General features: G+C 52.7%; 20 protein-coding genes. 9 read left to right on the top strand and 11 right to left on the bottom strand.

Going from position 1 to position 25,173, the window contains the following annotated elements; translation table 11 throughout:
- Positions 1 to 83: 83 nt before the first annotated feature.
- Entirely contained in the window at positions 84 to 587 is a 504-nt protein-coding gene (locus tag AL515_RS00110; protein WP_048213629.1) for an RrF2 family transcriptional regulator, read from the bottom strand.
- A gap of 231 nt (positions 588 to 818) precedes the next feature.
- On the opposite strand from AL515_RS00110, the gene AL515_RS00115 reads away from it, so the two are divergent.
- Positions 819 to 2,018, top strand: coding sequence for an NAD(P)/FAD-dependent oxidoreductase (locus tag AL515_RS00115; protein WP_061066772.1), 1,200 nt, complete (start codon positions 819 to 821; stop codon positions 2,016 to 2,018).
- 104 nt (positions 2,019 to 2,122) lie between these two features.
- On the opposite strand, the gene rsmJ is transcribed toward AL515_RS00115, so the two are convergent.
- A complete protein-coding gene (gene rsmJ, locus AL515_RS00120; protein ID WP_048213631.1) occupies positions 2,123 to 2,872 on the bottom strand; it encodes a 16S rRNA (guanine(1516)-N(2))-methyltransferase RsmJ in 750 nt (249 codons plus the stop codon).
- A 134-nt stretch (positions 2,873 to 3,006) separates the two neighbouring features.
- On the bottom strand, positions 3,007 to 5,049 hold the full coding sequence (gene prlC, locus AL515_RS00125; protein WP_061066773.1) for an oligopeptidase A: 2,043 nt from the start codon (positions 5,047 to 5,049) through the stop codon (positions 3,007 to 3,009).
- A gap of 208 nt (positions 5,050 to 5,257) precedes the next feature.
- Here prlC and AL515_RS00130 point away from each other — a divergent pair, with 208 nt between their 5' ends.
- Positions 5,258 to 6,100, top strand: coding sequence for a 23S rRNA (adenine(2030)-N(6))-methyltransferase RlmJ (locus tag AL515_RS00130; protein WP_003023347.1), 843 nt, complete (start codon positions 5,258 to 5,260; stop codon positions 6,098 to 6,100).
- 104 nt (positions 6,101 to 6,204) lie between these two features.
- Positions 6,205 to 7,557: a glutathione-disulfide reductase gene (gene gorA, locus AL515_RS00135; RefSeq protein WP_061066774.1), complete on the top strand. Its 1,353-nt coding sequence runs from the start codon at positions 6,205 to 6,207 to the stop codon at positions 7,555 to 7,557.
- Positions 7,558 to 7,623: 66 nt separating this feature from the next.
- Here the strand turns inward: gorA and dinQ are convergent, their stop codons facing one another.
- Positions 7,624 to 7,707: a damage-inducible type I toxin DinQ gene (gene dinQ / locus AL515_RS00140; RefSeq protein WP_003837776.1), complete on the bottom strand. Its 84-nt coding sequence runs from the start codon at positions 7,705 to 7,707 to the stop codon at positions 7,624 to 7,626.
- A gap of 184 nt (positions 7,708 to 7,891) precedes the next feature.
- On the bottom strand, positions 7,892 to 9,286 hold the full coding sequence (locus tag AL515_RS00145) for a cytochrome-c peroxidase (protein WP_061066775.1): 1,395 nt from the start codon (positions 9,284 to 9,286) through the stop codon (positions 7,892 to 7,894).
- A gap of 427 nt (positions 9,287 to 9,713) precedes the next feature.
- Between AL515_RS00145 and AL515_RS00150 the strand changes: the two genes are divergently transcribed.
- On the top strand, positions 9,714 to 11,363 hold the full coding sequence (locus AL515_RS00150; RefSeq protein ID WP_061066776.1) for an alpha,alpha-trehalase: 1,650 nt from the start codon (positions 9,714 to 9,716) through the stop codon (positions 11,361 to 11,363).
- A gap of 38 nt (positions 11,364 to 11,401) precedes the next feature.
- Here AL515_RS00150 and AL515_RS00155 read toward each other — a convergent pair whose 3' ends face one another.
- Positions 11,402 to 12,991, bottom strand: a complete 1,590-nt coding sequence (locus AL515_RS00155; protein ID WP_061066777.1) for an STY4199 family HEPN domain-containing protein — start codon at positions 12,989 to 12,991, stop codon at positions 11,402 to 11,404.
- Between the two features lie 415 nt (positions 12,992 to 13,406).
- Between AL515_RS00155 and AL515_RS00160 the strand changes: the two genes are divergently transcribed.
- Positions 13,407 to 13,757: a glycoside hydrolase family protein gene (locus AL515_RS00160; RefSeq protein WP_048213804.1), complete on the top strand. Its 351-nt coding sequence runs from the start codon at positions 13,407 to 13,409 to the stop codon at positions 13,755 to 13,757.
- An 18-nt stretch (positions 13,758 to 13,775) separates the two neighbouring features.
- On the opposite strand, the gene AL515_RS00165 is transcribed toward AL515_RS00160, so the two are convergent.
- Entirely contained in the window at positions 13,776 to 14,378 is a 603-nt protein-coding gene (locus AL515_RS00165; RefSeq protein ID WP_061066778.1) for a helix-turn-helix transcriptional regulator, read from the bottom strand.
- Positions 14,379 to 14,744: 366 nt separating this feature from the next.
- Positions 14,745 to 15,503 (bottom strand): SDR family NAD(P)-dependent oxidoreductase, encoded by a 759-nt coding sequence (locus tag AL515_RS00170; RefSeq protein ID WP_048213637.1) that lies wholly within the window; start codon positions 15,501 to 15,503, stop codon positions 14,745 to 14,747.
- A gap of 119 nt (positions 15,504 to 15,622) precedes the next feature.
- Between AL515_RS00170 and AL515_RS00175 the strand changes: the two genes are divergently transcribed.
- From AL515_RS00175 to AL515_RS00185, 3 genes are all read left to right on the top strand, one after another.
- A complete protein-coding gene (locus AL515_RS00175) occupies positions 15,623 to 16,522 on the top strand; it encodes a LysR family transcriptional regulator (protein ID WP_061068776.1) in 900 nt (299 codons plus the stop codon).
- 70 nt (positions 16,523 to 16,592) lie between these two features.
- Positions 16,593 to 17,591 carry an inner membrane protein YhjD gene (gene yhjD, locus AL515_RS00180; protein ID WP_061066779.1) on the top strand — a complete coding sequence of 333 codons (999 nt, stop codon included), beginning with the start codon at positions 16,593 to 16,595 and terminating at the stop codon, positions 17,589 to 17,591.
- Positions 17,592 to 17,891: 300 nt separating this feature from the next.
- Positions 17,892 to 19,214, top strand: coding sequence for an MFS transporter (locus AL515_RS00185; RefSeq protein WP_048213639.1), 1,323 nt, complete (start codon positions 17,892 to 17,894; stop codon positions 19,212 to 19,214).
- A gap of 93 nt (positions 19,215 to 19,307) precedes the next feature.
- Here the strand turns inward: AL515_RS00185 and AL515_RS00190 are convergent, their stop codons facing one another.
- Together AL515_RS00190 and pdeH are read right to left on the bottom strand one after the other, a co-directional pair.
- Positions 19,308 to 21,368, bottom strand: a complete 2,061-nt coding sequence (locus tag AL515_RS00190) for an AsmA family protein (protein ID WP_061066780.1) — start codon at positions 21,366 to 21,368, stop codon at positions 19,308 to 19,310.
- A 77-nt stretch (positions 21,369 to 21,445) separates the two neighbouring features.
- Positions 21,446 to 22,213, bottom strand: coding sequence for a cyclic-guanylate-specific phosphodiesterase (gene pdeH, locus AL515_RS00195; protein ID WP_005133851.1), 768 nt, complete (start codon positions 22,211 to 22,213; stop codon positions 21,446 to 21,448).
- Positions 22,214 to 22,440: 227 nt separating this feature from the next.
- On the opposite strand from pdeH, the gene AL515_RS00200 reads away from it, so the two are divergent.
- A complete protein-coding gene (locus AL515_RS00200) occupies positions 22,441 to 23,370 on the top strand; it encodes a sugar kinase (protein ID WP_048213641.1) in 930 nt (309 codons plus the stop codon).
- Positions 23,371 to 23,470: 100 nt separating this feature from the next.
- Here the strand turns inward: AL515_RS00200 and AL515_RS00205 are convergent, their stop codons facing one another.
- Positions 23,471 to 24,964: a M16 family metallopeptidase gene (locus AL515_RS00205; RefSeq protein ID WP_048213642.1), complete on the bottom strand. Its 1,494-nt coding sequence runs from the start codon at positions 24,962 to 24,964 to the stop codon at positions 23,471 to 23,473.
- Positions 24,965 to 25,173 lie beyond the last annotated feature (209 nt).

Consider the following 25,173-nt stretch of genomic DNA (forward strand, 5'->3'; position numbering starts at 1 on the left):
TCAGTGCCGGATGGCGGCTATTACCTTATCCGGCCTACATTCAATATGCCCGATCGCCTTGCGCTATCGGGCATTTTAACTCGCTATCCTTTGCGAGCATCAATCCACTCCTGTACTTCCACCACGAAGGTATCTGGCGCTTTGCGGTACATTTTGCGCGCCAAGTCCAGAATCGTATGCTGGCCAAGCGCTTCTTCCATGCGCTGCTGTGCCATGTCCATTACCGAACGCACACCACAAATGCCTTCACAAGCCCACTGGGGCGGATGCTCCTCAAATACCGCCAACCGCTGGCGAATTTCACGACATTCAAAAATACGCTTATCGCCATCAATAGCATTGACCACATCCAGCACAGTGATGTCTTCCGCGGGTTTGGCCAACTGGAACCCGCCGCCCTTACCCTCGATACTGCGCACCAGACCTGCTTTCGACAGACGGGTGAAGATTTTTGCCAGATAGTCATACGGCACGCTTTGTAGTTCGGCAATTTCCCGCACGCTCATATCCCGCGCGTCGCCTTTGCTATCGACCATACACATCAGGCTATGGATGCCGTACTCAACCCCGGAACTGTAAAATGCCATTTTTTATCTCAGCCAAAATGAATCTGAGTTTATTGTAGCTTTTTCATCTAAGGCATTCCAGATAACAGAGCAACCCCGCATGAACATAAAAATATAAATAGATATTTATCAAACAGATAATAAAACACCCTGGCGTAATACTGAAAAAAGGATCAGGATCGCATTGCAATCCTTAACTACGACAAATAAAATCCGAGTAAATGATTCGTAGTCACCAGTGAGAAAAAACCAATGCATAAACAAATTCTGATCGTGGGCGCCGGCTTTGCCGGTATGTGGGCAGCACTAAGCGCCGCGCGACTGGCGGACAAACACCAGCAGACCATTGATATTACGGTGATTGCGCCACAGCCAGAGCTGCGTGTCCGCCCGCGCTTTTATGAAAGCGCCGTGCAAACCCTGGTCGCACCACTGCAACCGCTGTTTGACGTTACTGGCGTCAACTTCCTGCAAGGTCACGTCGAGCAGATCCTCCCGGACTCTAAAGAGGTGAGCTGGAAGGATGCCAACGGTGACATTCATCTGCGCCGCTACGACCGCCTGGTGCTCGCCAGCGGCAGCCACGTAAACCGCGATATCGTTGCCGGTGCCGCCGAGCACGCGTTTGACCTTGACCAACTTGAAAGCGCGACGGTACTGGAGCAGCATCTGAAAGATCTGGCCGACCTGCCTGAGAGCGACGCGCGTAACACCGTGGTGGTGTGCGGCGGAGGCTTCACTGGGATTGAGATGGCGCTGGAGCTTCCGGGCCGTCTGCGTGAAATTCTGGGTGAAGATGCTAAGACCAAAGTTGTCGTAGTTGAACGCGGCACTCAGCCAGGCGGACGCTGGAGCCAGGAATTACGCGACGTGATTATCGAAGCCTCCGCTGAACTGGGCGTCGAGTGGCGGGTGAATACGGAAGTGGAGTGCGTAGATGCGTCCGGCGTAACGCTGAAAGATGGGCAGACCATTGCCTCACAGACCGTTATCTGGACGGTTGGCGTACAGGCAAACGGGTTAACGGCGCAAATTGACGCACCGCGCGATCGTCAGGGCCGTCTGCATGTAAATGCCAATCTGCAGGTTGTAGGTCACGATGATATATACGCCACTGGCGATGTGGCTTACGCCGCCACCGATGATAAAGGTAATCACGCGCTGATGACCTGCCAGCACGCTATTTTGCTGGGCAAATTTGCCGGAAATAACGCGGCAGCCAGCTTGCTAAACGTTGCGCCACTGCCGTATCGTCAGGAAAACTACGTCACCTGTCTGGATCTTGGCGCATGGGGCGCGGTGTATAGCGAAGGATGGGATCAGCAGGTGAAACTGACGCGCGCAGAAGCGAAAAAGCTGAAGGTATCTATTGTCAGTGAGTTGATATATCCACCGAAGGCTGACAAGGCCGTGGCGTTTGAGATTGCCGATCCGTTGGCTCCATTCGTGTAGTCGAATCGCCGGATGCGGCTACCGCCTTATCCGGCCTACTAACGGCACCGAACTGTAGGCCTGATAAGCGCAGCGCCATCGGGCACTATAGCTCACCATCTGGCCTATGCCGTTCCCGCATAAATATCAAACCGATGCCCTTTCGTGACTACCGCATTGGGTGTCGCCACATCAGCGAGCGGCGGCGCGTAATCCGGGCGCTTCACCACGACACGTTTAGTCGCCAGCTGACGTGCTGGCGCCAACAAACCATCGGCATCTAAGTCTGGCCCCACCAGCGACTGAAACACGCGCATCTCTTTTTTCACCAGCGCGCTTTTCTGCTTATGTGGAAACATCGGGTCGAGATACACCACCTGCGGGCGCGGCGTAATATCCGTTAACGCCGTCAGGCTTGAGGCGTGAATCAACTGCAAACGCTCCTGCAGCCACGGACCGATTTCCGGGTCGGCATACCCGCGCGCCAGGCCATCGTCGAGCAGTGCCGCCACCACCGGATTACGTTCCAGCATCCGTACATGGCAGCCCACCGAGGCCAGTACAAACGCATCGCGTCCCAGCCCGGCGGTCGCATCGACCACGTCCGGCAGGTAATCGCCTTTAATGCCGACCGCCTTCGCCACCGCTTCACCGCGGCCACCGCCAAATTTGCGCCGATGGGCCATCGCACCGCCGACAAAATCAACGAAAATGCCGCCGAGTTTCGGCTCATCACGCTTGCGCAGCTCCAGGTGTTCCGGCGTCATTACCAGCGCCATCAGGTTATCTTCATCGTGTTCCAGCCCCCAGCGGGCGGCCAGAACAGATAAGGCGCCGTCTCCGGCGCCTGTTTCATCAATTAAGCAGATTTTCAATTCCGCTTTACCCTAAATAATTCGAGTTGCATCAAGACAACAAGTGAAGGAATCCCTGGGAACGTACAAATAGTACGTGACCAGGGTGAGTGAGCGCAGTTGCCGAAGAGGCAGCTTGAAGTATGACGGGTAAATCAGCCTTTAATCCCGTAATGCTCAAGCATCGCATCAAGCTGTGGTTCACGACCACGGAAGCGTTTGAACAGCGCCATAGGCTCTTCAGAACCGCCACGAGTCAGGATGCTATCCAGGAACGACTGTCCGGTTTCACGGTTGAAAATCCCCTCTTCTTCAAAGCGAGAGAACGCGTCCGCCGCCAGGACATCAGCCCACAGATAGCTGTAGTAGCCTGCTGCGTAGCCGCCCGCAAAAATATGGCTGAAAGCGTGTGGGAAACGGCCCCACGCTGGGCCCGGCACCACGGCGACCTGTTTCTTGATTTCCGCCAGCGTGTCGAGGATTTTCGCCCCTTGCTGCGGGTTAAACTCTGCGTGCAGACGGAAGTCAAACAGACCGAACTCCAGTTGACGCAGAATAAACAGCGCCGCCTGGTAGTTTTTCGCCGCCAGCATTTTATCCAGCAGTTCCTTCGGCAGCGGTTCACCGGTCTCAAAGTGACCAGAGATAAACGCCAACGCTTCCGGCTCCCAACACCAGTTTTCCATAAACTGGCTCGGCAGTTCGACCGCATCCCATGGCACACCGTTAATACCGGAAACGCCCGCGGTTTCGATACGGGTCAGCATATGGTGCAGACCGTGGCCGAACTCGTGGAACAGGGTAATCACTTCATCGTGGGTAAACAGCGCGGGTTTGCCGTTCACCGGACGGTTAAAGTTACAGGTCAGGTAGGCGACCGGTTTTTGCAACGAGCCGTCACTTTTACGCATCTGGCCGACGCAGTCGTCCATCCACGCCCCGCCGCGTTTATGTTCACGGGCATACAGGTCGAGGTAGAAGCTGCCGCGCAGCTCGTTGTTTTCGTCGTACAGCTCGAAGAAACGAACTTCCGGGTGCCAGACGTCAACATCGGTGCGCTCTTTGGCAGTGATGCCATAAATACGTTTAACCACTTCAAACAGGCCGTTAACCGCTTTGTTTTCCGGGAAATATGGGCGCAGCTGCTCGTCGCTGATGCTGTAGAGGTGCTGTTTTTGTTTCTCGCTGTAGTAAGCGATATCCCACGGCTGCAGCTCATCAACACCAAATTCCGCTTTCGCGAAGGCGCGCAACTGAGCCAGCTCTTTCTCCCCCTGCGGACGGGCACGTTTCGCCAGATCGGTCAGGAAGTCGAGGACCTGCTGCGGGTTCTCCGCCATTTTGGTGGCCAGAGATTTAAAGGCGTAGCTTTCAAAGCCCAGCAGCTGTGCCAGTTCGTGGCGCAGCGCGAGGATCTCTTCCATTATCGGGCTATTGTCCCATTTGCCCGCATTCGGCCCCTGGTCAGACGCGCGCGTGGAGTAAGCGCGATACATCTCTTCACGCAGTCCCTGGTTGTCACAGTAGGTCATCACCGGCAGGTAGCTTGGGATATCCAGCGTTAACAGATAGCCTTCCTGTTCTTTGGCTTGCGCCTGAGCCTTCGCCGCAGCCAGCGCGCTTTCCGGCATACCAGCCAGCTCGGCTTCATCGGTGACTAACTTCGTCCAGCCCATCGTGGCATCCAGCACGTTATTGCTGTACAAGTTGCCGAGCTCAGACAGGCGGGTGGCGATCTCACCATAGCGCTGCTGTTTTTCCTTCGGCAGACCAATACCAGAAAGCTCAAAATCGCGCAGCGCGTTATCGACCGCTTTTTTCTGCGCGGTGTTCAGGGTGGCGTAATGATCGCCATCACGCAGGTCGCGGTACGCTTTGTACAGGCCTTCATGTTGTCCAACCCAGGTGCTGTATTCAGACAGCAGCGGCAGCGTTTGTTCGTAGGCTTCGCGCAGTTCCGGGCTGTTTTTCACCGAGTTCAGATGGCTGACCGGAGAGAAAATACGCCCCAGTACGTCGTCAACTTCCGCCAGAGGCTGGCAGAGATTTTCCCAGGTATACGGCGCGCCCTGCGCAACCACGCGTTCAACGTTTTCGCGGCAATCGTTCAGCGCCTTAGTGACGGCAGGCACAACGTGCTCAGGCTGAATTTTAGAAAACGGCGGCAGTTCGAAGGGAGTCAGCAATGGATTGGTCATTAGCGCGGTCCTGTTGAAAAGAGTGAATGAAGCGCGTATCCGGCGCTGTGCATATTAATTTGTACAATGGGGTTAAGTGTAGAGGATTTCAATGCTAACCGTGACGGAAAGACGCCCGGTGGTGCTGCGCTTACCGGGCCTACGGGTAATCTGTGCCGATCTGCTGTAAACTGTGGCAAATCGTCATTTCAGCGGAATTTCATTACCCATGCTCAGTTATCGCCACAGTTATCACGCAGGCAACCACGCCGACGTCCTGAAACACACCGTCCAGAGCCTGATCATCGAGTCGCTCAAAGAGAAAGAAAAACCGTTTCTCTATCTGGATACCCATGCTGGCGCTGGCCGTTATCAGCTGAGCAGTGAGCATGCCGAACGTACCGGTGAATATCTGGAAGGGATCGCCCGTATCTGGCAGCAGGACGATTTGCCAGCCGAACTGGAACCCTACATTGGCGTGGTGCAGCACTTCAACCGCAGCGGTCAGTTGCGCTACTACCCGGGCTCTCCGCTGATTGCCCGCCAGTTGTTGCGTGAGCAGGACAGCCTGCAGTTAACTGAACTGCACCCGAGCGACTTTCCTCTGCTGCGCGGCGAATTCCAGAAAGATGAGCGCGCGCGCGTGGCCAAAGCCGATGGTTATCAGCAGTTAAAAGCGAAATTACCGCCGGTTTCCCGTCGCGGGCTGATCCTTATCGATCCACCCTACGAAATCAAAAGCGACTACCAGGCGGTGGTCACCGGTATTAACGAAGGCTACAAGCGTTTCGCGACCGGCACTTATGCGCTGTGGTATCCGGTGGTTCTGCGCCAACAAATCAAGCGCATGATCCACGATCTCGAAGACACCGGCATCCGCAAAATTCTGCAAATTGAACTGGCGGTGCGCCCGGACAGCGATCAGCGCGGTATGACAGCGTCTGGCATGATTGTGATTAACCCGCCGTGGAAGCTGGAACAGCAGATGAACAACGTTCTGCCGTGGTTGCACAGCAAACTGGTTCCAGCAGGAACCGGTCATACCTCGGTAAGCTGGATCGTGCCGGAGTAATCGCAGCCATCGGTGGAACCTTTTAATATCAGGTATACAATCGCGAATATTTTGGCGGATGGCGTAACGCTTCTCCGCCCTACAATGAACATGAAGGAGCGGTCATGACCAAGCACTATGATTACATCGCTATTGGCGGCGGCAGCGGCGGTATTGCCTCCATTAACCGTGCGGCAATGTACGGCCAGAAATGCGCGCTGATTGAAGCCAAAGAGCTGGGCGGCACCTGCGTTAACGTTGGCTGCGTACCGAAGAAAGTGATGTGGCATGCCGCACAAATCCGCGAAGCGATTCATATGTACGGCCCGGATTACGGTTTCGACACCACCATCAATAAGTTCGACTGGGATAAACTGATCGCCAGCCGTACCGCCTATATCGATCGCATTCATACCTCGTACGACAACGTGCTGGGTAAAAATAATGTCGATGTCATTAAAGGTTTTGCCCGCTTCGTGGACGCTAAAACCATTGAAGTGAACGGTGAAACCATTACTGCCGATCATATTTTGATTGCTACCGGCGGTCGCCCGAGCCATCCGAACATTCCGGGTGTGGAATACGGGATCGACTCCGACGGTTTCTTTGAGCTGCCCGCGCTGCCGAAGCGCGTTGCGGTCGTCGGCGCAGGTTACATCGCCGTTGAGCTGGCAGGCGTGATTAACGGCCTGGGTGCCCAAACGCATCTGTTCGTGCGTAAACACGCACCGCTGCGCAGCTTCGACCCGATGATCGTCGACACGCTGGTTGAGGTGATGAACGCCGAAGGTCCGACCCTGCATACGCACGCGATTCCGAAAGCGGTCGTTAAAAACGCTGACGGCAGCCTGACCTTGCAACTGGAAGATGGTCGTAGCGAAACGGTAGATTGCCTGATTTGGGCAATTGGTCGTGAACCAGCCACCGATAACTTCAACCTGGCAGTTACTGGCGTAAAAACCAACGAAAAAGGCTACATCGTCGTTGATAAATTCCAGAACACCAGCGTGCCGGGTATTTATGCCGTCGGCGATAATACCGGCGCCGTTGAGCTGACGCCGGTTGCCGTTGCCGCGGGCCGTCGCCTGTCTGAGCGTCTGTTTAACAACAAACCGGAAGAACATCTGGACTACAGCAACATCCCGACCGTGGTCTTCAGCCATCCGCCAATTGGCACCGTAGGCCTGACCGAGCAGCAGGCTCGTGAACAGCACGGCGATGACCAGGTGAAAGTGTATAAATCATCGTTTACCGCGATGTACACCGCCGTCACCTCACATCGTCAGCCGTGCCGCATGAAGCTGGTTTGCGTCGGTCCGGAAGAGAAGATTGTCGGTATTCACGGTATTGGTTTTGGAATGGATGAAATGCTGCAAGGCTTCGCGGTCGCACTGAAAATGGGCGCAACCAAGAAAGACTTTGATAACACCGTTGCCATTCACCCAACGGCAGCAGAAGAGTTCGTTACCATGCGTTAATCGCACTTCATGAGTGTTAAAGGGCAAAGAGGGGTTAGCTCTTTGCCCTTAGTTACGTTTCCGCTATCAGTTCAAAAGTTGCAGCAGATAGCGGATCAGCTCCAGCAACGCGATTAACGCTCCCAGAACGATGATTGCTTTATCAATCACCCGTTTTCTCCATCAGATGGAGTGAGAATGCACCCGCTTACTCATCCATTGCCTGTCATGGGGCATGCTCCATTGTTAGATGATAACTATCTCACCCCGGCCAGAGCCACCAACTCGGGCTGAAGCGTAAAAAAACCGACGTGAAGTCGGTTTTTTTACGTCCGAATCAGGACCAGGGCAAAGTCTATTTACCCTGCATATACGGCGTATACACCCCGTTCAGACTCTCAAGGAACGCCACGATATCGTCAATATCTTCCTGCGGCAGTTCTTTACCCACCTGATAACGCAGCATCAGTTTTACCGCACCGTCGAGCGTAGGCACATCACCGCGATGGAAATAAGGCGCAGTTAGCGCAACGTTACGCAAGCCAGGGACTTTTTGACGCAGCTTGTCACGTAATTCATTAGTGACGTTCATGCGGCCAATATCTGCGGCAGTGACCTCGCCGAAGTTAAAGTCCTTTTTCAAACCCAATGGCTCAAATGAACGCCCGCCTAAAATAATACCGCCATGACAGGTTGCGCACTTATTATCTTTAAACAACTGATAGCCATGTTTCTGCTGGGCAGTTAACGCCGCTTCATCACCACGTAGCCATTTATCAAACGGCGAATTTGGCGTAATCAGCGTTTTCTCAAACTCAGCAATCGCATCGGTAATATTATCTCCGCTGAATCCCTGCGGATAAACCGCGATAAACTCTTGTTTGAGTTGCGGATCCTTATCCAGTTTCTGGATAATTTCATCCCAGGATTTAGACGCCATCTCGATAGGGTTCAACGGCGGGCCGCCTGCCTGCGCCTGCAATGTTGGTGCTCGACCATCCCAGAATTGTTCCACGTTGAAGACCGAGTTAAATACCGTCGGCGCATTGATAGGGCCAACCGCGCCACCTACGCCGATTGACGTTTTGCGACCATCCACGCCGCCCGCGTTCAGGGCGTGGCAGTGCGCGCAAGAAATCGTGCTGTCACCGGAAATACGCGGGTCGTGGTAAAGCGTAAAGCCCAGCGCCACTTTGCGGGCATCGGTCGGAATATTTTCCGGTATCGGCTGCACAGGCTCATTACGATGCTGCGCAGCGGTATCGTTACTGGCGTAATACTGCTCGCGTTGTTTTGCAATCCAGCCCAGGATCTCTGCTCGCTCCGTATCGCTTACCTTGCCAGCCCAGTGCAGCGCGGTATAACGCGTTGGCGGCATGGTGTCGTACTGCATCACCCATTCAATTTTATTCAGATCGCTTTGCGAAACGGGTTTATCCGCGACCAGCGCCGCACGCACGGCTTCAAGATTGAATGATTTGTATCCCAGTTGAATATCGTAATTCATCAACTGTTTAGCGACAGGAAAAGAAGAATAGAAAGGTAATTCCGCTGAAGGGGTATGACAATAATCGCATCCTTTTTCGCGTAAAAACCCTAATACTTTATTATTTTCTTCCAGCGTAGAGGCCTGAACATCAGCCTGTTTACTCCGTTGATTATCGTGATACCACACATAACCGGATAATCCAAAATAACAAATCACGACGCCAGCTATGGCTATCGCGGTAAGACGGGTAATGATTTTCATTATTTTACCCTCACCGTTGTGAGTTATTGTGACCCAGAAAAATTAGAATAATGAGTGCATAGTCTTTATCAGACTTAACCATCATAGAAAGTAGGGGATTTATTATTTTGATAAGTATCAAGCAATTACATGGGGGATAACTATCGATAGAATAGCCTGTGCCTATTACGGAGATAAGCTGTTATGGTTTTCCGTTCACAACTCGTTGCAATCGAATGTTCTGAAAATGAAATATCTTCAGGTCACGCAGGATTATGAATTCTTCATTATATTCATTGGGATAGTCTTATTTTCTAAATAATGCGCAATACTAAAACGTGATCGACCGCACGCTTTACTCACCCGGCACCGAAGCGAATGTCTACGCTTAACTGACGACCGGGCAATAGCCTTAATCTTTCAACGTCCATCGGAGGTCTTTCTCATTATGCTCAACCAGAAACTACCCCACGCCCCTTCAGAAGAAATGACGATCGATATCGATCTGCTTTATGAAATGGATCCGTGCGAGTTAAAGCTGGATGAAATGATTGAGGCAGAGCCAGAGCCGGAGATGATTGCAGGGTTACCCGCGTCAGATGCGTTAACCCCCGCCGATCGTTACCTCGAGCTGTTTGAACACGTCCAGTCATCCAAACTGTTTGCTGATAGCAAAACCTTCCCTGATTGTGCGCCCAAAATGGACCCACTGGACATTTTAATCCGCTATCGCAAAGTTAAACGCCACCGCGACTTTGACCTGCGACGCTTTGTCGAGAACCATTTCTGGCTGCCGGAAACCCCCACCAGCGAATATGTGTCCGATCCGGCAAGCTCGCTGAAAGAACATATCGATCAACTGTGGCCTGTGCTGACGCGCGAGCCGCAGGATCATATTCCCTGGTCTTCGCTGCTGGCGTTACCGCAGTCATATATTGTGCCCGGTGGACGTTTTAGCGAAACCTACTACTGGGATTCCTACTTTACCATGCTGGGTCTGGCAGAGAGCGGCCGCGAAGATCTGCTGAAGTGTATGGCGGATAACTTTGCCTGGATGATTGAAAACTATGGTCACATCCCCAACGGTAACCGTACCTACTACCTGAGCCGTTCGCAGCCGCCGGTCTTTGCGCTGATGGTGGAACTGTTTGAAGAAGATGGCGTGCGCGGCGCGCGTCGCTACCTTGAACATCTAAAAATGGAATACGCATTCTGGATGGATGGCGCCGATTCCCTGGTGCTCAACCAGGCCTACCGTCACGTGATCAGAATGTCGGACGGCTCTCTGCTCAACCGCTATTGGGACGATCGTGATACCCCGCGCGATGAGTCCTGGCTTGAAGACGTAGAAACGGCTAAGCATTCAGGCCGACCACCTAATGAGGTATATCGGGATTTGCGCGCGGGCGCGGCCTCCGGTTGGGATTATTCATCACGTTGGTTGCGCGATGCCGGTCGTCTCGCCAGCATCCGCACCACTCAGTTCATCCCGATTGATCTGAACGCCTTCCTCTACAAGCTGGAAAGCACCATCGCCAATATTTCCGCGCTGAAAGGCGACAAAGAAACGGAAGCGCAGTTTCGCCAGAAAGCCAGTGACCGCCGCGAAGCGGTGAACCGCTATCTGTGGGACGATGAAAACGGCTGCTATCGCGATTACGACTGGCGGCGCGAACAAATGGCCCTGTTCTCTGCCGCCAGTATTGTGCCGCTGTATGTCGGCATGGCAACACATGAACAAGCTGACCGACTCGCCAATGCGGTACGCAGCCGCTTACTCACGCCAGGCGGGATTTTAGCAACCGAGTATGAAACCGGCGAGCAGTGGGATAAACCCAACGGCTGGGCACCGCTGCAGTGGATGGCGATTCAGGGGTTTAAACTGTATGGCGATGACCATCTCGGTGATGAAATTGCCAGTAACTGGCTGAAAACAGTTAATATTTTTTATCAGGAACACCACAAGCTAATTGAAAAGTACCATATCGCTGACGGCACGCCGCGCGAAGGCGGCGGCGGGGAATATCCGCTGCAGGACGGCTTTGGCTGGACGAATGGCGTGGTGCGCCGATTAATCGGTTTGTACGGTGAACCGTAAATGTCTGAGGGCCTGATGCCACGAAATGCATCGGGCCGTTAGTTAATGGCATCGTATAGCGCGGTGTGGATTTTCTGCCATTTCTTGTTCTCTGCATTTGGATCTGCACGCACACGCAGTTGGGCCTGTTCCATATCATACTGCTGACGAGCAACGACCTCCGGTGTCGAGCAGAAACTTTGTAGGTAACTTTTATGCAGTGACGTCAGTGATGCGCCATTCGACATGGCATGACTGAGCGTAGTCATAAACTGCTGGCAGGGTTTAGCCTCATCCATCTGTGAGGGATACCGCAGCAGCAGCTTTAGAACTGCGGTGTTCCCCGCGGAAAATGCCTGCTCCGTCCACGCCAGCTTCCAGTCCATACCTCCTTGCAGGAACAGCGACGTGACGCGGGTATCGTTGCGATCGATAGCCGCCCGCATATTAAAGGTATCCCATGTAATGCCCATCCGGGTCACCGATTCTCGCGCAGAAGGCGCATCACGCCGCGGCTCTTCCTGCACTATCTCAACAGTTTGCCCTGAAGATGCTTGCGGTGCAGGTGCATTGAATAGCCAGAAAGCGCCCAGCGAGATCGCCAGAACCATAACACCGACAGCCACCCACAACATGCCGGAAATCAGCTGTTCGCGCTCTTCGGCCGTACGCTGCGCTCGCTTCTCAGGAGGATCGATACTGTCGGCAATTTCCTTTTTATCGCCTCCAGCCTGCTCGTCTTTTTGCCTTGCCGTTTCCCAGAATTGACGAACCGTCGACTCATCAGATTCCAGATACGATGCAGGATTGATACGCGTTCGGCGCTCTTCAAACGCCCGCTGCACAGAATGCGTAATTTGTTGGTACTGGTAATTTAACAGCATCAGCTGTACTGACGTCAGCGGTTGCTGAGCAATGACAGCGTTTCGCGCCTGTCGGCAATCATCCAGAAACATTCGCAGCGTTAAGCGCGGTTCGACAAACAGCATCAACACTGACGTATCATTAAAAATCTGCGTAAAGTGGCGAACAAATAGTTTCTTATCGACCACCATCAACGCCAGTTCGCTAAACAACATGCCGTCCAGCGCATCACGTCCTTCGCCCAGCTTTAACCAGCGACGCAAGCGTTCGGCACCAAAGTGCTGCTTCAGAAAACTGTTTAGCGGATGCTGATCTGGCCATACCCGTGCGACGAGGGCTTTGAGCGTTAACTCTATTGCGCGAAGCTGACGCTGCGCCCGCATCTGCGCATCCGGCCCCCCGATGTCGATATCGGTTTGATAGTTCAGGAGCGGCTGTTGCTGGCGTAATTGCTCCAGTGCTGCTACAAAACGCAGCGCGGAAATCAGCTGGTTTTCACTGACATCCTGACCGCTTTCATACTGAGGCACACTCTGTTGAAGATGGCGTAAACGCAACGTGAACTGGCTGAGTTGCGCATCATTCATCTGCAAGCGTCTGGCGACAGCCCCCCAACCGCCCAGATTCAGTCGGGCCTGATCGAGTTGCTCCAGAAACCAACGCGGATCTTTGCCCTCTGCCACATGTACGCCTAACAGCAGCAAAATTTCCACCGACGCCTGACGGATGATCCCCAAACAGTGTTCAAATGGCGCACATGTCGCCTGTAACGCGCTATTGGTCATTATCTTCCCTAAAAGAGCCCAGAAAGGTGCGGCCTCACGATGTATTTCGTTATCTTTTTATAAACGTGGCACAGCGCAGAATTGTGCCGCTGTAGACTAGAACACATTCATATAACAAATAAATGCGTTTTGCAGTGACAACGGCAAAATCATTGAAATTTATTCTGGAGATAAATCCTCCGTGTCGGTGTTGAAAACAGCGCGACTGCCCCTCAATGACGGAGGGTGACTGGTTATGCCTGGTGATACGCAATAGCATATCGGGAAAAGTGCCTGAGATGACAGGATGTTTAGCCGGTTAAAACGTGAATGCCGCCCCTTAAGTCGTAAGGCGTTTATGGCCAAAAATGGCCATATGGCAACTACGTCTGCTGATAATTATCTTTATACTGTTTTTCTTTTAAGAGAAATCATTATGCCGCATTGCGCCGCTCATTTTACCTCCGCCGGTATTGCATTTATCAAGCAATGGCAGGGCCTGTCGCTGGAAAAGTATCAGGATAAAAATGGTGTATGGGTCATTGGCTACGGGCATGAAATTACACCCGATGAAACCTTTATTGCCCCCATTTCAATGGCGCAGGCAGAATCCCTGCTGCTCACAGATCTGGATATCTGCCAAGCATTAATACGCACAAATAAACCTCAGCTTAACGACCCGTTTCAACAAGAAGTCTTTATTGCGTGGATGCTAAGTGTTGGGATAACGCGCTTTTGTCACGCAGAAAGGTGGCCGGTTAATATTTCACAGCCAGATAGCGTCTGACCGTGAAATAAATATCAATTATAGGAATTCATTTAACATCATTGCCGCCTGAGTACGGTTTTTAACTTCCAGGCGCTGATAAAGTGACTCAAGGTGGGCTTTTACCGTTCCGGTACTGATATTTAACAGCCGACCAATTTGTTTATTTGACTCACCAGCCGCCAGCATGGTCAGGATCTCTCGCTGGCGGGCGCTTAATGTTTTTATATTTTGCCGACTGCTATCGTTTGTCGCTAAGTGATCCCTGGGAAGAAACATCATGCCCATCGCAACGCTGTTAAGCGCCAGAGTAAAGGTTTCTGCATCAGAGTCACGCGGCACAATGGCCAACACGTTTAATTGCGTCACATCCTGCAGCCATTTCTTACTGCAATCAGTGGCAGAGATCAGCACCTTCACCGTTGAAAAAGAGTGTGCAATCTGTTGCAGCAAGCTGCAGCAAAACTCACCGTCGAGATCACCGTCCAGCATGAGCAGCGCATCTGGGGTATTTTCCAGTTTTTGCCAAAGGTCATCAGCCTGACTGACACCCTGAACATTCACTCCTGGAATTCGTTGCTGCAAACTTATATTCATTCCATGAATAAATATTGACTGCCTGTCAAACATTATTACCTGCATTATTAACTCTCCGTCTAAAAAATAGTGGTCTTGAGACGCGAAAGGGTATTCTTCACGAGGAAAAATAATAACTCACCATTTGGCAGGGGTCATTCTACCGATAAGCGAAGAATAAAAAAGCAAGAGTTATGAATAGTTACAGCTCAAGAAAAAGGATTACACAAAGCGGACAGAACAGGATAGATTTCTGAGACATTCCTCATTTATCGAGGGTCAGAATTCCTTATTAATATTAATTTTCAGAGAATACATTTTTAGCTGAAAATAAGATATCCTGAAAAAATAATAAATATGTTACAAATTACAATATAGCATTAAGTGCTCATTCAACAGCTACCGCAGCCTATTGAATAAGCACGTTGCACGTTACAGGAACATCCCGCCAGATACCTCAATACGCTGTGCAGTCATCCAGGCGAGTTCATCGCTGAGCAACGCGGCGATGGCATCACCGATATCATCCGGTAACCCGACGCGTCCCAGCGCCGTTTGCGAGGCAATATATGCATTCAGTTGCGCGTTATCACGCACGTTCCCACCGCCGAAATCAGTTTCAATCGCGCCCGGCGCAATAATATTTGCCGTAATACCGCGTTCCCCCAACTCTTTAGCCTGATACCGGGTAAGCACTTCCATCGCCCCTTTCATGGCGGCATAGGCGCTGTAGCCCGGTAGAGCAAAACGCGCCAGGCCGGTCGAGACATTGAGGATCCTTCCCCCCTTGTTCATCAGCGGAAGAAGACTCTGCGTCAGGAAAAATGGCCCCTTAAACTGGATGCTCAGCAATTGGTCAAATTGCGCTTCGGTGAATGCAGAGTACGGCGCAGTAATGCCGATTCCGGCATTGTTCAATAAATAATCAAACCCTTCGCTTTGCCACTGTGCCTTTAAGGTGTGCTTCATCTGTTCAACGAAGGATGGGAAAGTTGAAATATCCCCGACATTTAACGGTAATGCCGCTGCTTTTCCACCAGATTGCCGAATTTCATCCACAACCTGCTGCGCCTCTTTTTCATTGCTGTTCCACGTCAGGACGATACCTATTCCTTTGTTCGCCAGCTTAAGTGCCGCGTTTTTACCGAGCCCACGACCGCCACCGGTCACTAATGCGATACGTTGCGTCATAAGAAACCTCATTTCAGATGTTGTGATGATTGAGACAAAGCTTATTAGGTGGTAGAAGAACAATAAATATCGCTAATTGCGCATTACTGTTTCATTCAGAACAACAATAGGGCATGGGAATGGATAAAATTCACGCAATGCAGTTGTTCATCCGCGTCGCAGAACTGGAGAGTTTTTCGCGTGCGGCAGACACCCTTGGACTTCCTAAAGGTAGCGTATCGCGCCAAATCCAGGCCCTGGAAAATCATCTGGGTACGCAGCTTCTGCACCGCACTACCCGCCGCGTTCAGCTCACACAAGACGGCATGATCTATTACGAACGTGCAAAAGATCTGTTGAGCAATCTGGATGAACTGGATGGGTTGTTCCATCACGATCCAGCCAGTATCAGCGGTAAGCTGCGCGTCGATATGCCGGTTGGCGTGGCGAGAAATCTGGTCATGCCCCGCCTGCCCGTCTTTTTGCATCAGTATCCAGGGCTGGAGCTTGAACTCAGCAGCAGTGACCGCCTGGTAGACTTAATTCGTGAGGGTTTCGACTGCGTCGTACGCGTTGGCACACTGAAAGATTCGGGGCTGATTGCCCGACCGCTGGGGAAACTCACGCAGATTAACTGTGCCAGTCCACAGTATCTGGCCCGCTTTGGTTATCCGGAAAGCCTGGAGGATTTGGCCTCACATGCCGTGGTGCATTATTCGGTCAATTTGGGAACACGCGCACAGGGCTTCGAGGTGGCTACAGACAATGGGACTGCATGGGTAAAAACGGGCGGCATGCTGACCGTGAACAGCACAGAAACCTATCATGCGGCATGTCTTGCCGGGCTGGGCATTATTCAGGTACCACGCGTCGGGGTGCGTGAAGCCCTTCGCGCCGGTACTCTGGTTGAAGTGTTACCGCAATATCGGGCCGAACCCATGCCCGTTTCTTTGCTCTATCCACATCGCCGGAACCTTTCCCGCCGGGTACATCTGTTCATGGAATGGTTGACCGGTGTGATGAAAGACTATGTGGATTAGCCCATTTTTCGGGAAGTGGGTCTGAGCGGCTATAATGTCATGAGTAAACAAAATAAGGACTACCGATCGGATGACGCAGGAACACCACGCAAAGCACCCTACGCCTGAACAACAGCAAACCGCCACAACGCCGGTGAAAAACGCCACAGCGAACCAGGCGTTGAAAACTGCCCTGACCTTCGCTGAAAAAATTCAACGTCAACCTGTTATCGCCCACCTGATCCGCGCAGCAGAGCGTTTTAATGACCGAATGGGAAATCAGTTTGGCGCAGCCATCACGTATTTCTCGTTCCTGTCGATGATCCCTATCCTGATGGTGTCGTTTGCGGCGGCCGGTTTTATTCTCGCCTCACACCCCACGTTATTACAGGATATCTTCAGCAAAATATTGCTCAACGTTAGCGATCCGACGCTGGCCTCGACGCTGAAAAACACCATCAATACTGCCGTTCAGCAACGTACCACCGTGGGTCTGGTGGGGCTTGGAATCGCCCTCTACTCTGGTATTAACTGGATGGGAAACCTGCGTGAAGCTATTCGTGCACAGTCGCGGGACCTCTGGGAACGCACACCGCAGGATCAGGAAAAAATATGGGTTAAATACCTGCGTGATTTTGTCTCATTGATTGGATTGCTGATTGCGCTGATCGTTACGCTGTCGATTACCTCCATTGCCGGTTCTGCCCAGCAAATGATCATCTCGGCACTGTATCTCGACGGTATTGAGTGGCTGAAACCCGCGTGGCGATTGATTGGTCTGGCGATCTCCATTTTCGCCAACTATTTGCTGTTCTTCTGGATTTTCTGGCGGCTACCGCGTCACCGACCGCGTAAGAAGGCGCTGATTCGCGGAACATTTATTGCGGCTATTGGCTTTGAGGTGATTAAGATCGTCATGACCTACACGCTGCCATCGTTGGTAAAATCCCCCTCCGGCGCGGCGTTTGGTTCGGTGCTTGGGCTGATGGCATTCTTTTACTTCTTCGCGCGTTTGACCCTGTTCTGCGCCGCCTGGATTGCCACAGCGGAATACAAAGACGACCCGCGTATGCCGGGGAAAACGCAATAGCCACCGCCGGATTAGTTGTGAATTGCCGGATAAGCGCAGCGCCATCCGGCAATTATAATGCCGCCTGCTCTCACCGATTTAGTGAATAAATCCAGAACGTAACTTTTATTTAACCAAAAACCAGTTTTATCAACTAAGTTTTAAATTGTGTGAAGCATTTCATGGAAGTGAAATCTCAAGCCTAAAAATTATCCCCTTTTTGCTCCATTTTTGACCGATCTCAAAGTTTGTTACAGATTGAAATGTCTCTTTTGCTGTGCGTAATATGGCCTTTCGTTCGACCCAAAATAAGAAATTATTATGCAAGCAACCGCCACAACACTCGATAACGAACAGGAACACGCCCCGGTCAATTCGCGCAATAAAGTCGTCGTCGCTTCGCTCATCGGCACTGCCATTGAGTTCTTCGACTTCTATATTTACGCGACCGCGGCGGTGATCGTGTTCCCCCACATCTTCTTCCCGCAGGGTGACCCCACGGCGGCCACACTACAGTCGCTGGCTACCTTTGCTATCGCCTTCGTGGCCCGCCCGATCGGCTCCGCCGTATTCGGCCATTTCGGCGATCGTGTTGGACGTAAAGTCACGCTGGTTGCTTCACTGCTCACCATGGGGATTTCAACGGTTGTGATTGGCCTGCTGCCGGGCTATGAAACAATCGGCATTTTCGCCCCCTTGCTGCTGGCGCTGGCGCGTTTTGGTCAGGGTTTAGGTCTGGGCGGTGAATGGGGCGGCGCGGCGTTGCTGGCAACGGAAAACGCACCACCGCGTAAACGCGCGCTGTACGGTTCATTCCCGCAGTTGGGTGCGCCTATCGGTTTCTTCTTCGCTAACGGCACGTTCCTGTTGCTCTCCTGGCTGTTGACCGACGAACAGTTTATGAGCTGGGGCTGGCGCGTGCCGTTTATCTTCTCTGCCGTACTGGTCATTATCGGTCTCTACGTCCGTGTTTCTCTCCACGAATCGCCGGTATTTGCCAAAGTCGCCGCAGCGAAAAAACAGGTGAAAATCCCGCTGGGTACTCTGCTGACAAAACATGTTCGTGTGACGATCCTTGGCACATTCATCATGCTGGCGACCTATACACTGTTTTATATCATGACCGTCTATTCGATGACGTTCAGCACTGCCGCAGCCCCCGTAGGGCTTGGCCTGCCGCGTAATGAAGTGTTGTGGATGCTGATGATGGCGGTTATTGGCTTTGGCGTTATGGTACCAGTGGCTGGCCTGCTGGCCGATGCGTTTGGTCGTCGCAAGAGCATGCTCATCATCACCACGCTTATCATTCTGTTTGCGCTGTTTGCCTTTAAACCGCTGCTCGGTTCTGGCAATCCGGTGTTGGTGTTCGCTTTCCTGTTGCTTGGCCTGAGCCTGATGGGTCTGACATTCGGCCCGATGGGGGCACTGCTGCCGGAGTTGTTCCCGACTGAAGTGCGCTATACGGGAGCGTCGTTCTCATACAACGTCTCGTCAATTCTCGGTGCCTCTGTTGCCCCTTATATTGCCGCATGGCTGCAGGGGAACTACGGTCTGGCGGCGGTCGGTACGTATCTGGCATCGATGGCGGCTTTAACGCTGATTGCGCTGCTGTTAACCCATGAGACACGGCATCAATCGCTGTAATTTGATTGCCTGATGGCGCTATGCTTATCAGGCCTACAGACTGCAATCCCCCGTAAGCCGGATAAGGTGTTTACACCGCATCCGGCGCGCTCATCACTTCTTCATCTGCGACAGGATCGTCCGGCACTGATTCGTTTCGTTTTCAGACGGAGAAATTAGCGCCAGCAGCGCCGCCGCTGGCGTAACCAGCGTTGCCAGCGCGGCAGCCACCGCACCGCGTGCAATCAGCGGCCCGGCCTTCACGCCAGCCTGTGGATTTTTAAAGGTCCCACGGACATACAGCGGCGAACGCAGGGTAATAATACGAATGCCTTTGCTCTCCGGGTCGATGGTTAAATCCAGTTGCTCAGATGCAAAGCTTGCAGTCCCGGTCACGTTGATCACCGCGTTTTCTGTGTCGAACGCGAAAATTTGTGGGCGCGCGATGCCATTGACGATATCCAGATTTGCCGCTGCGCAGTTCACCCGTACTTCGTCATCACCGAATATTTGTCCGACGATATAGTTACCCAGATTCAGCCCAACGATCTCCATCAGATTGCGACTGACCAATCCATCATTCATCAATAGCTTCAGGTTACCGTTGCTGTTACCCAGCAGCGCAGCCACTGAATTTCCGCTACCGCTCAACCTGGCGTCACCGTTCATCTCACCGAGCGTTTTCTGCATCAACTCCACGTCCGGCATCAGCGCTTTTAGCTTCAGGCGGCGAGCCTGAATATCCGCCTGCCCCCGCATCGGCTTTTTATCCCCTTCCAGATGAATGCTGGAAACAATACTGCCCCCTGCGAGGCCAAATTTCAGTGGCTGCAGGCGCAAGTCAGCATTTTTCAGGAGGATATGGGTGGAGAGATCGCTGATGGGCAGGCTACTGCCGTGCTCAATCCGCTGCCCTTTGAAACGCACATCAGCATCCATTACGTTCCATTTGTCGGTTTCAAAACGGTCATACGGCAAGACTTTGCCTGCGGGTTGCGCACTGTTCTCACCTTTGCGCTGTTCAGATTGTTTTGCCCGTTCTGCCCCTTTGCCTGAATCCACACCGATCAGCGGCCCCAAATCAGCCAGCCTCAGCTGGCGTGATTCCACATCGCCCTTCAGCATGGGTCGCGGCTTGCCGGTGGTGTAGGCCAGCGTCCCGTGAATATCGCTATCGCCAATGCGACCATTAAAATGGCGGTATTCAAAAAGAGAGGACTTTTCCGGATCGATTTTCGCCACCAGACGCCCGTCTGTTTCAAACGGTGGTGTATCCGGTAACAGCACACCGGTCAAATCGTATAAATCCCCAAGTGAATCCCCAGAGAATTTAAGCCGTAGATCGACACCGCCCATATTCATCGGGTCATTTATCGTGCCGCTAAATACCACGCGCGTGTTGCCCGAGCGAAAGTCAGCCTGTATCGGAAAAGGGGTACCTTCGCCTCGTAACGCCAACATCCCGCCAATTTTTCCCGTTCCGGTTAGCGGCTCACCGTTGTAGCGGCCCTGGGCTTTCAGACCAAAAATGTAATCCTCAACGCTGGTGCCCCCTTCTTTGCTGTTGGTGCCTGTCACTTCGCTAAACGGTAGCGGCTTGCCTAGTGGATCGACCAGGATCTCAAGCTCCGACTTCGTCACCTTATCATTAACAGCGATACGCCCTTGATCGAACAGAATGTTATCCAGCCTGAAAGACCACGCGGGTGGCGGCGCATTGGGATCGCGTTTTTCATCCCCGGCGAAGTTAAAGGTCCAGTTGTTGTTTTTCTCCGACAGCCGAATGAGCCGCGCATCGGGTTTCACCATCTTGACCCACGGGAGCCAGACGGTTTTTGTCAGCAGTGCCAGTGGGGCGAGCGTAGCTTCAACACGCGGGAGATGCACCATGGTAACGTCGGGAATATCTGGCGGGTTGCCGAGGATAATATCTTCAGCATGAACATGCGGCCACGGAACCCAACTGCGCCAGCCGGTTTCCTGCTTCTGGCGTTCCCAGACGACGCCCAGATCACCGCGTATGGCGAATGGACGGTTGAGTTCAGTAGAGACTTTCTGGTTGATGGTCGGTTTGAGCCGGTTCCAGTCAAATGTCGCAATCACAATGATGAGCACGACGATCAGCAACAAGAAAAACCCTACTACGGATGCGGCTATTTTGCTTGTTTTCGTCACGTTTTCCTCCTGACTTCCTCCCTTGCCTGTCCTAAAGATAGTCCAGCAGGGCGAAAAGGAGGCACGCTACATCCGCATCAAAGCGACAGAATCACCTCTTCCAGGGTACTCAGTGGCACCGGACGAGAGAGGAAATAGCCCTGAGCAGCAAAAGCCGGTGAGTTTTGCACATCGCGCCACTCTTCCAGGGTTTCAACACCTTCGACAATCACGCCACGGCAATAGCGGTTCATAAGCTGGAGCAGCAAAGTGAAGAGGTTACGGCCTTCCGGCGTCTGACGCAGCATGACAAACAGATCCCGCGCCACTTTGATGTAGTCGTAACTCACTTCGCTAAGGGCCGAGAAATTGGCCATCCCGGTACCAAAATCATCCAGCCAGAGCGGGCCGAACTCGCACATCGAGGCAAACGACGATCCCTTCGGTAAGCGGATGTGCTCTACCAACTCAAAGCGTAACCAGGGCAGGCATTCAATGATTTTCAGGATCTCGGGGTCCTGGCGCATCGCAATGAGCGTCGGGCCATCGACATTGACGGAGGCCAGCAGATCGTGGGCTCTGAAAAAATCACTTTTCAGTTCAAGTTGTTCAAGCTGCTCTTTCACTACCTCAACGCGATGCCGAACAGCAACTTCAGCAAAATAACGGTCTGGCGCAATGCGTTGAGCAGGGTTATCAGGATGACTCACGACGGTTAGCAGCTCTACGGCCATCAGCCGACCATTGGTCTGGTAAATGGGCTGATAAGTGTAAGCACGCTCGCACTGCAGCCAATAGCGTCGCTCCTGCAAGCATTCGATACTCGCATCTGGCGTAATTAGCTGCTGGGTGACCTGCTTTATCATCTGAGGTGTCCTGTAAATAAGAGTGTGACTGACCGGACTCGTCAAAGGTTATCGGCGCTCAGGCGCAGAACTTTACGTTCAGCAGTACGCAAAATAAAAACAGCGGTAAAAACGACACAGAACACGTTCTGGCTCAAAAAAATAATGGAACGTTGTTTTAATATAGTTGACCACTTAACACCCACAGCGCACACTAACGCTAATTTTTTTCAGAGCAGGTTACGACTATGTCCAGGAAGATTGCCGTGATTGGCGAATGCATGATTGAGCTGTCACAGAAAGGCGCCGACGTTCAGCGCGGATTCGGTGGCGACACGTTGAATACATCCGTTTATATTGCCCGTCAGGTCGATTCTGCGGCCCTTTCCGTACATTACGTCACGGCGCTGGGCACTGACAGTTTCAGCCAGCAAATGCTGGAATCCTGGCAGGGAGAAAACGTCGATACGTCATTAACCCAGCGTATGGAAAACCGTCTGCCGGGTCTCTATTACATTGAGACTGACAGTACTGGCGAGCGCACCTTCTATTACTGGCGTAATGAAGCGGCGGCAAAATTCTGGCTGGAGAGCGAACAATCCGGCGCCATTTGCAAAACGCTGGCGACATTCGACTACCTGTACCTGAGCGGAATCAGCCTGGCGATTTTAAGCCCGGCCAGCCGTGACAAACTGCTGTCGCTGCTGCGCGAGTGTCGCGCCAACGGCGGCAAGGTCATTTTTGACAACAACTACCGCCCGCGTCTGTGGAGCAGCAAAGAAGAAACTCAGCAGGTGTATCAGCAGATGCTGGAGTGCACCAATATTGCGTTCCTGACGCTGGACGATGAAGACGCGCTGTGGGGTGAAAAACCCGTAGAAGACGTAATTGCCCGGACTCACGCAGCTGGCGTACAGGAAGTGGTTGTGAAGCGCGGCGCAGACTCTTGCCTGGTGTCCATCGAGGGTGAAGGACTTATCGATGTACCGGCTGTAAAATTACCGAAAGAAAAAGTGATCGATACCACGGCGGCAGGAGACTCCTTCAGTGCCGGGTATCTGGCAGTGCGTTTAACCGGTGGCGATGCCGCTGAAGCCGCAAAACGCGGCCACCTGACAGCAAGCACCGTTATTCAGCATCGCGGGGCAATTATCCCACGCGATGCCATGCCGCAGTAACGTCGATGATCCGGTCTGCATACCGTAGGCCGGACAAGCAAAGCGCCCCCGGCATCTCCAATGCCGGATAGCGGCGTAACCCCCTTATCCGGCCTACAGGTTACTGTACTGGCGGGATATCCGTCACTTCAGGATGTGATTCATCCGTTTCAGCCGACGTTGCCGCTGCGGTAACCGGCGCCATTATGCTATCCCATGTCGCCTGCAGATCCTTCATGTTGAACTCAGGTTCCCCTTTCGGCTGAAGAAGAATGAGAGCCATATCCTGCGATAGCTGCTGACGCAAATCCTGATTCAGCATCTCAACAGTCAGGCCATTAAGGAAGTTCTGCCGTAAACGCTGATACTGTTCTGGCGCGATATCCACCACCTGGTTTTGCAACGAGCGCAAACGCTGGCTGATCAAAATATCGGTATCGGTGCGGCCGTAGGTGGCAAACAGTTTCTGCAATTCCAGATTTTTTTGCGCTACCAGCGCATTGAACTCTTCTTCCGGCAGGCCTTTGTCCCGCACTTTCGCCAGTTCACGAGCCACCGTGCCCAGGTTCGCATTCAGCTTATCGTTCGGCGATTCAACGTTAATAGCGCACTGTGCACGCAGGAACAGCACCCGACAGTCAAAGCCGAGGCCGATGTCTTTCGCGTTGTTCCTGGATAACGTCTGCTGGATATGCCAGAACAGCGCTTCACGGGCTAAATCGGCACGCCAGTAGCGTAACAACGCGGCGGATTCACGAATAGGTTGCCACGGCGCGTCCCACATGATGGAAAGACGATCCTGGCGTACCGCATCGGTCATAATGCTTACCGCTTCCGCACGCAGTGGAGAGAGCGTAGGCACCGGAGCCGGCGTTTCACGTTTTCCGTTTAACTCACCGAAGGTTTTATTGATTTGCTCAGCCACGCTGCGCGCATCAACGTTACCGACGATAATCAGCGTCATCGCATCCGGGGTATACCATTTCTGGTAGAACGACTGAATTTTTGCTGCATCAATCGGCTTTTTCAGCGGATCGGCAGGATCGTGCCCTAACAGCGTGGAGCCTTTCAGACGATAGCGCCACCATCCCTCTTTGGTATCTGACGGCCAGGTTGCCACCATATCTTCGCTGCTCAGCGCATGGTTAACCGTTTCAGGGGTAATGGTCAGCTTGCCGGAAATATTCGCCAGGTAAGAAAGTGACTCTTTCAGCAGGTCATTCCGGCTATTGGGCAAGCTAAGGTTATACAGCGTGGAATCATAGGAAACGATAACGGGCGGCATGGGGCGTTTAGGATCAAACCCCTGCTGCCACAATGAACGGGCTTGCGTGGCATCAAGGCCACCGCTTTGCGTCAGCGCGATACGTGGGATCGCATGGCTGAAACCACTCTGTTGCGTACTTTCGGTGAGTGAACCGGTATTAACCAGCAGGCGGACCTCAATACGGTCGCTGGGGCGCTGGGGAGTGGCTAACACTTGCCACTGGAGACCATTTGCCAGCGTGCCCTGTTGCCACGCCGGGTCAGGCTGGAGCGCATCTGCCTGCACATAGCCGGCAGTGGCCATCATCAGCAAGCCGCCCGCTAAAAGTCGAATTTTTGTGCCCTGCATGTGAACCCCTGATCAACTATCCTGGAAATAAAAAGACAGCCCTGAGAAGGACCCTCTGAATATGACGTTAAAAACACTTCGTGTTAGACCGCAAGAACATAAAAATGTCACGGAAGAAGTGAAAAAATCCCGAAACCGTCGAACAGACAGTTTCAGGCACAGGGGGTAATTATGCGCAAACGCCCGCAGTCCTGGAAGGGACTACGGGC

The sequence above is a fragment of the Citrobacter sp. FDAARGOS_156 genome (assembly GCF_001559235.2).
GTDB classification, from domain to species: Bacteria; Pseudomonadota; Gammaproteobacteria; order Enterobacterales; family Enterobacteriaceae; genus Citrobacter; species Citrobacter youngae.

What these genes read in the sequence shown, in the direction of transcription:
- AL515_RS00110 (WP_048213629.1), bottom strand. Translation starts at nt 587, where the DNA reads ATGGCATTTTACAGTTCCGGGGTTGAGTACGGCATCCATAGCCTGATG.
- AL515_RS00115 (WP_061066772.1), top strand. Translation starts at nt 819, where the DNA reads ATGCATAAACAAATTCTGATCGTGGGCGCCGGCTTTGCCGGTATGTGG.
- prlC (WP_061066773.1), bottom strand. Translation starts at nt 5,049, where the DNA reads ATGACCAATCCATTGCTGACTCCCTTCGAACTGCCGCCGTTTTCTAAA.
- AL515_RS00130 (WP_003023347.1), top strand. Translation starts at nt 5,258, where the DNA reads ATGCTCAGTTATCGCCACAGTTATCACGCAGGCAACCACGCCGACGTC.
- gorA (WP_061066774.1), top strand. Translation starts at nt 6,205, where the DNA reads ATGACCAAGCACTATGATTACATCGCTATTGGCGGCGGCAGCGGCGGT.
- AL515_RS00145 (WP_061066775.1), bottom strand. Translation starts at nt 9,286, where the DNA reads ATGAAAATCATTACCCGTCTTACCGCGATAGCCATAGCTGGCGTCGTG.
- AL515_RS00150 (WP_061066776.1), top strand. Translation starts at nt 9,714, where the DNA reads ATGCTCAACCAGAAACTACCCCACGCCCCTTCAGAAGAAATGACGATC.
- AL515_RS00155 (WP_061066777.1), bottom strand. Translation starts at nt 12,991, where the DNA reads ATGACCAATAGCGCGTTACAGGCGACATGTGCGCCATTTGAACACTGT.
- AL515_RS00160 (WP_048213804.1), top strand. Translation starts at nt 13,407, where the DNA reads ATGCCGCATTGCGCCGCTCATTTTACCTCCGCCGGTATTGCATTTATC.
- AL515_RS00165 (WP_061066778.1), bottom strand. Translation starts at nt 14,378, where the DNA reads ATGCAGGTAATAATGTTTGACAGGCAGTCAATATTTATTCATGGAATG.
- AL515_RS00170 (WP_048213637.1), bottom strand. Translation starts at nt 15,503, where the DNA reads ATGACGCAACGTATCGCATTAGTGACCGGTGGCGGTCGTGGGCTCGGT.
- AL515_RS00175 (WP_061068776.1), top strand. Translation starts at nt 15,623, where the DNA reads ATGGATAAAATTCACGCAATGCAGTTGTTCATCCGCGTCGCAGAACTG.
- yhjD (WP_061066779.1), top strand. Translation starts at nt 16,593, where the DNA reads ATGACGCAGGAACACCACGCAAAGCACCCTACGCCTGAACAACAGCAA.
- AL515_RS00185 (WP_048213639.1), top strand. Translation starts at nt 17,892, where the DNA reads ATGCAAGCAACCGCCACAACACTCGATAACGAACAGGAACACGCCCCG.
- pdeH (WP_005133851.1), bottom strand. Translation starts at nt 22,213, where the DNA reads ATGATAAAGCAGGTCACCCAGCAGCTAATTACGCCAGATGCGAGTATC.
- AL515_RS00200 (WP_048213641.1), top strand. Translation starts at nt 22,441, where the DNA reads ATGTCCAGGAAGATTGCCGTGATTGGCGAATGCATGATTGAGCTGTCA.
- AL515_RS00205 (WP_048213642.1), bottom strand. Translation starts at nt 24,964, where the DNA reads ATGCAGGGCACAAAAATTCGACTTTTAGCGGGCGGCTTGCTGATGATG.